Annotated in this window: 6 protein-coding genes; 5 read left to right on the top strand and 1 reads right to left on the bottom strand. The window is 36.8% G+C overall.

Features of this window, described 5'->3' with window-relative positions; translation table 11 throughout:
• Window positions 1–200 precede the first annotated feature (200 nt).
• Window positions 201–1,091 (bottom strand): farnesyl diphosphate synthase, encoded by an 891-nt coding sequence (locus tag SA378_RS00120; RefSeq protein WP_318523965.1) that lies wholly within the window; start codon window positions 1,089–1,091, stop codon window positions 201–203.
• A 404-nt stretch (window positions 1,092–1,495) separates the two neighbouring features.
• Between SA378_RS00120 and SA378_RS00115 the strand changes: the two genes are divergently transcribed.
• From SA378_RS00115 to SA378_RS00095, 5 genes are all read left to right on the top strand, one after another.
• On the top strand, window positions 1,496–3,199 hold the full coding sequence (locus tag SA378_RS00115; protein WP_318523964.1) for an ABC transporter substrate-binding protein: 1,704 nt from the start codon (window positions 1,496–1,498) through the stop codon (window positions 3,197–3,199).
• Between the two features lie 63 nt (window positions 3,200–3,262).
• Complete coding sequence (locus tag SA378_RS00110; protein WP_318523963.1) at window positions 3,263–4,228, top strand: ABC transporter permease; 966 nt, start codon at window positions 3,263–3,265, stop codon at window positions 4,226–4,228.
• A 13-nt stretch (window positions 4,229–4,241) separates the two neighbouring features.
• Window positions 4,242–5,135, top strand: a complete 894-nt coding sequence (gene opp4C, locus SA378_RS00105; protein ID WP_318523962.1) for an oligopeptide ABC transporter permease — start codon at window positions 4,242–4,244, stop codon at window positions 5,133–5,135.
• A 7-nt stretch (window positions 5,136–5,142) separates the two neighbouring features.
• On the top strand, window positions 5,143–6,138 hold the full coding sequence (locus SA378_RS00100; RefSeq protein WP_318523961.1) for an ABC transporter ATP-binding protein: 996 nt from the start codon (window positions 5,143–5,145) through the stop codon (window positions 6,136–6,138).
• Window positions 6,135–6,424, top strand: a 290-nt coding sequence (locus SA378_RS00095) for an ABC transporter ATP-binding protein (RefSeq protein WP_318523960.1), incomplete at its 3' end; no start/stop codon positions are given. The genes SA378_RS00100 and SA378_RS00095, both read left to right, overlap by 4 nt.

The following is a 6,424-nucleotide window of genomic DNA, read 5'->3' as shown; positions in this document are numbered from 1 at the left end:
TTTGGAGTCTTTACAGCGGGGACGGTCCTTTTGTTTACAGCGGGGACGGTCCTTTTGGAGTCTTTACAGCGGGGACGGTCCTTTTGTTTACAGCGGGGACGGTCCTTTTGGAGTCTTTACAGCGGGGACGGTCCTTTTTGAGTCTTTGGGCTCAAAAAGGACCGTCCCCAGCTGGTTGTCCCCAGCTGGTTGGTTCAATGTTAGTGGTCTCTGTTTGTAAGATATCTTGCCAGTTCAATCATATATTTTGCTTTGTCGCCAAAAATACTTAAACTTTCTATTGCTTCCTGTGTAAATTTTTCTACGTGTTCTTTTGCTTCATCAATATTTACAAAAGATAAATATGTAATTTTATCATTTGCTGCATCGCTTCCTATAGCTTTTCCAAGAACTTCCTGAGTACTTGTAACATCTAATATATCATCTTCTATTTGAAATCCAATGCCAAGTTTTTCTGCATACAATTCAAGTGCTGCTATTTCAGCATCATTTGCTCCTCCAAGTATCGCTCCGGCAACAACACTACTTTTTATAATAGCTCCTGTTTTTAAAGAATACATGTATTTTAAATCATCAATAGAAGAAATTTTCTCATGCCCATACATATCAACTATTTGACCGCCAATCATTCCATCGGCTCCTGAAGATTTTGCAATTGCACACAGTGCTTTCACTGACTTGTTAATATCCAACTTGCTTTCTAATGCAGCTTCAAGACCTGTTTCAAAAGCTTTGTTTAACAATCCGTCTCCTGCTAATATGCCTGTTGCTTCTCCGAATTTCTTATGGTTCGACAATCTTCCTCTTCGATAATCATCATTATCCATTGCCGGCAAATCATCATGTATGAGCGAATATGTGTGAATCATTTCCATTGAACAAGCAAATGGAATCACATCTTCGATGTTTTCCTGAAATATTTCATATGTACCTAAAAGCAATACAGGTCTAAGCCTTTTGCCCCCTGACAATAAACTGTAATTCATTGATTCATAAATTACTTTTTGAGGATTTTCTTCTTCACTAATAATAGTGCTAAGATTTTCATCTATTTTTGAAACTTTTTCATCCATCCAATTTTTAAATTCCATTTCTTACCTCCTTGGGGACCGTCCCCAAACCGCTCAAGCTCTTGCAATTTTTGAATATTATAACATACATATGCAAGGCTGTAAATCTATGATTGCGAATAACTAAATATAAAACATTTTAATAATTATACTATGTTTCGACGTAAGATAAGATAAATCAAACAATGCTTGCATATTTCATTTTTTGCGAACATATAAATAAGTACTAAAGCATTTATACCTATTGACTTAAAGGGTACTGTAATATATAATATGTATTGTAAACGTTTCCTCATCTTGCCTTTCATAAAGTTTCATTCCAAATATCTAATCATTCTTGCATAAATTAAATTAGAATAATAATACAAAAGCAGCTTCTATTACTGCCATGTATTTTATTTATAAAAAATATGGAGGGATATTAAATGAAAACCAAAAAATTTTTGTCATTGATTCTGGCTGTTTTAATGGTTACTACGTTATTTGCAGGATGTACAAGCCAGACATCTCAGCCGGCACCGGCAGAACCAGATGAATCACAAACTGAAACACCAGCTGAAGAACCAAAGACTGATCAGATTTTAAAATTTGGCGCAACAGGATTCGGGGGGTTATTCAATCCAATTATGTCTGACAACGTATATGATGCATATGTAACAGACATTGTCTTTGAAAAACTCGTTACAAACAATTCAAATGGCGAAATGATTCCGTCCATTGCAGAATGGACTCTTTCAGATGATAAGCTCACTTATACATTCACACTAAAAGATGGAATAAAGTTTTCTGATGGTTCTGACTTAACTACAGAAGATGTTGCATTTACATATGAAACAATTGCTCATCCTGACTACAATGGTCCTAGAGCTTATGCTGTAAGCAGTTTAGTTGGCTATGAACAATTCCACAGCGGCGCATCAGATACGTTTGAAGGAATAAAAATAATAGACGACAAAACGATATCTTTTACATTTGGAGAAGGTTTAGCAGCTCCTGCAAATATCGAAAGCTTCGTTTACGGCATAATGCCATCAGATTATTATGCTTTTGAAACATGGGAAGATTTTCTTGCTCTTAATGAAAAACCTGTAGGCTCTGGCATAATGGTTTTTGACAGCTGGGAACCAAAGCAATTTATTAAGCTTATGAAAAATACAAACTACTGGGATCCTGATAACGGGGCAAAAATTGATGGTATTTTAATGAGTGAAGTACCTGATGAAAGCATACTTTCCGCTCTTCAAACAAATCAAATAGATTTTGCTCAAATATCTTCAAGTGCTGAAAATCTTGAAGCAGCTCAAGCATTAACTAATATAAGCATTGCAAACTACCTTGGAAACGGATACACATTCATGTGCTTTAATACAATTAAACCGCAACTTTCAGATGTTAGAGTAAGGCAGGCATTAATGTATGCTCTTGACAGAGAATCATTCATAGAAGCTCAATACGGTGCAGGATTAGCTTCTGTAGGTATGGCTCCTATATCTCCATCATCATGGGCATTCCCTGATTCCTCAGAATTAAACGCTTACAAATTTGACATGGATAAAGCAGCACAGTTGATGGATGAAGCTGGATGGACGATGGGGACTGACGGCTTCCGATATAAAGACGGAGAAAAATTTCATGTAAATTGGTTAGTTTATACTGATTCATCATGGCCTGGAACATTGTCAGGCATGGCAGCTGACACTTGGAAACAATTAGGTGTTGAACTTGAAATAGAATTAATGGACTTTGATACAGTTGCATCACGTACAATGGATGCTGCACCTGGAGAAAAAAACTTTGACATTTACACAATGGGATTCTCATTATCAATAGATCCAGATCCAACAGGAGCTTTATTTGATGATGATGCATATGTAGCAGGAGGATTTAATGCATCTGGATACAAAAATGCTGAAGCTATGGAATTAGTTAAAGCTGGTAAAGCTGAATTTGACACTGCAAAAAGAGCAGAAATTTACAAAGAATGGGCAAAAATAATGAACTATGAAATTCCTCATGTTATTATCGCTTACAGAAGTGAAATCTGGGGAATAAACAGCAGGGTTAAAGGAATGGATCTTGGAACATACGCAACTTGGGATCAAAGCTTGAAAAACATCACACTTGAATAGTTAAATGAGAGAGCACATTGTGCTCTCTCTACAAAACAAAATTATACGAAAGAGGTGGTTTTTATGAAAAACTACATCATTAGGCGCATTATTCAAATGATTCCTGTTTTTATAGGAATTTTATTTATATTGTTTTTCATTCTTGAGCAAGCTCCAGGTACTCCCGTTTCAAATATGATGATTCCCAAAATGACGCCTGAACAAAAAGCTGAATTGGCCCAAAAACTTGGGCTTGATGTCCCTTGGTATGAACGATTTGTAAATTGGATAGGAGAAGCACTAAACGGCAACCTTGGATATTCCATTAATCACAAAAAACCTGTTGTAGAAGTAATAGGAGATTATGTTGGACCAACGTTGTTGCTGTCTCTTATTTCCTTATGTATTTCGATTTTAATTGGCATACCTGCAGGAATAATAAGTGCTACTAGGCAGTACAGTTTAACTGACAACATTCTCACGGTTGTTTCATTCATCGGCATAAGCATTCCATCATTTTTCTTCGGACTTCTGCTTTTGAAAAGTCTAGCCGTAGACATTCAAATTTTCCCTTTATTTGGAATCAAGGATCCTCTGCTAATGTCAACTAATCCTGTTGATAAAGCATTGGATGTTGCGTGGCATCTGTTTTTGCCAAGCATTGTTCTAGGCTTGGGTTCTACTGCAAGCTTCATGCGATACACACGTTCTAGCATGCTTGAAGTAATAAAGCAGGATTACATAAGGACAGCTCGAGCAAAAGGGCTCAAAGAAAAAACTGTAATATACAGGCATGCATTCAGAAATGCAGTAATACCTATTATAACTCTTCTCGGTTTTTGGATACCTTCCTTGTTGTCAGGAGCAGTTATTACCGAATCAATTTTTGCTCTTCCGGGACTTGGAAAAATTTCCGTTGAAGCTACTATGACAAGAAACTATCCGCTAATTCTTGGTATTAATGCAATGCTTGCAGTTCTAACACTAATAGGTACATTAGTGGCAGATATATTGTATGCAATAGCTGACCCAAGAATCAGATACGATTAAAGGCGGTGCTATTATGGTTAAAAGCGAAACTCAAAATAAAACAAAAAGTACTCACAAAAATCTGTCATATTGGGGAGAAGTTCTTTACAGGCTTCACAAAAACAAAATGGCAATGATAAGCTTATATTTACTTGTTATAATAATAGCACTGTGTGTTGTAGTTCCAATATTATCACATTATTCAATCGAGACTACTGATATGAAGCATAGGGACCAGTCTCCAGATTCTGAGCACTGGCTTGGGACAGACAAAATTGGCAGAGACTTGTTTGTCAGGCTTTTTTATGCAGGAAGAATCTCTTTGGGACTTGCTTTGGCAGTAGTAACTTTGGAATGCATTGTTGGAGTCGTTTTAGGAAGTTTATCGGGTTTTTACGGAGGATTCATAGATATAGTTATAATGCGTTTTGCTGATATATTTATGTCATTCCCGTTCATGATGTTTTGCATCACTATTGTCGCCGTTTTTGGAAACAGTGTCACGAATTTGATATTTGTTCTTGCATTATTGAGCTGGCCGAGTATTGCAAGAATTGTACGAGGTCAAATATTAACATTAAGAGAAATGGAATATATGGAAGCATGTGAAGCATTAGGTATAAGCGACTTTAGAAGAATATTCAAGCACCTCTTGCCCAATGTTCTGGCTTATGTAATTGTTTATGCCACCCTTGGTATGGCAAGCGTAATATTGACTGAAACATCACTTAGCTTCTTAGGCCTTGGAGTTTCACCTCCTACACCTACATGGGGAAATATGATACAGGAAGCAAGAAACACTTTAATTATCCAGCAAAAGTGGTGGTATTGGATACCTCCGGGAATATGTATTTTTATTTCTGTTATGTGCTTTAATATGTTGGGTGACGGCATGCGTGATGCAATCGACCCTAAAATGAAGAGATGAGGTTATTATGAGCAAAATATTATTGGAGGTAAAAAACTTAAAAACTTATTTCCATTCTGATAGTGGTGTTGTTAAAGCTGCAGATGATGTTAGCTTTTATGTAAAAGAAGGAGAAACTTTAGGTATTGTTGGAGAATCAGGCTGCGGCAAAAGCATAACGTGCATGTCATTAGTCAGGTTGGTTGAAACCCCTCCGGGAAAATATGAAGGAGGAGAAATATTCTTTGACGGTGAAGATATGTTAAAAGTTTCAGATGAAAGAATAAGAGAAATCAGAGGAAATGATATATCTTTCATATTTCAGGAACCTATGACTTCATTAAACCCTATTTTCAAAATTGGAAGACAAATCAGTGAAACTATGATGCTTCACAGAGGCATGACTAAACAAGAAGCTTACAAGGAAAGTATTAGAATGCTTGATATAGTAAAAATCCCCAACCCTGAACGCGTGGTTGATGATTATCCATTTGCTCTTTCAGGGGGGATGCGCCAGAGAGCAATGATTGCCATGGCGCTGGCTTGTGAGCCAAAGCTTTTAATTGCTGACGAACCAACGACAGCTTTAGATGTTACCATACAAGCTCAAGTGTTAGATTTAATGAACGAACTTAAACAAAAAATTAATGCATCTATAATATTTATAACCCACGACCTTGGAGTGATTGCAGAAATGAGTGACAGGGTAATGGTAATGTATGCGGGTAAAGTTGTAGAAGTAGCCTCAGCTATAGATATATTTAAAAATCCCAAACATCCCTACACCATAGGACTGATAAAATCCAAGCCTGACATGGCAACAACCAGCACAAGACTTAACGTAATACCCGGCAATGTTCCGGACTTAAGCCATTTGCCGGAAGGATGTCCATTTCATCCAAGGTGCGACAAAGCAATGGATATATGCAGGCGAGCTTTCCCTAAAGAAATTGTTCTTGAAGGAGATCACAGAATAGCATGCTGGCTTTATAATGAAAATAAGACAATGGAGGAAATATTATGAGCACATGCAATGATACAATCACCAATGACTGTTTAGTAACAGTGGAAAATTTAAAAAAATATTTCCCCATCAAAACAGGAATTATTAAACGTGCAACCGGCAATGTAAAAGCAGTAGATGGAGTATCCTTTCAAATAAAAAAAGGCAAAGTGTTAGGAATTATAGGTGAGTCAGGCTGCGGTAAATCGACGCTGGGGAGAACAATGCTGAATCTGTTAAAACCTACAGAAGGCGAAGTCAAATACGATGGTAAAAACATTTACGATCTGAATAAAAATGAAATAAA

Origin of the sequence: Sedimentibacter sp., assembly GCF_033447055.1 — a bacterium.
Lineage (GTDB): Bacteria > Bacillota > Clostridia > Tissierellales > Sedimentibacteraceae > Sedimentibacter.
The sequence above is the reverse complement of the archived record's forward strand: the minus strand, read 5'-3'. Positions and strand labels throughout refer to the sequence as shown.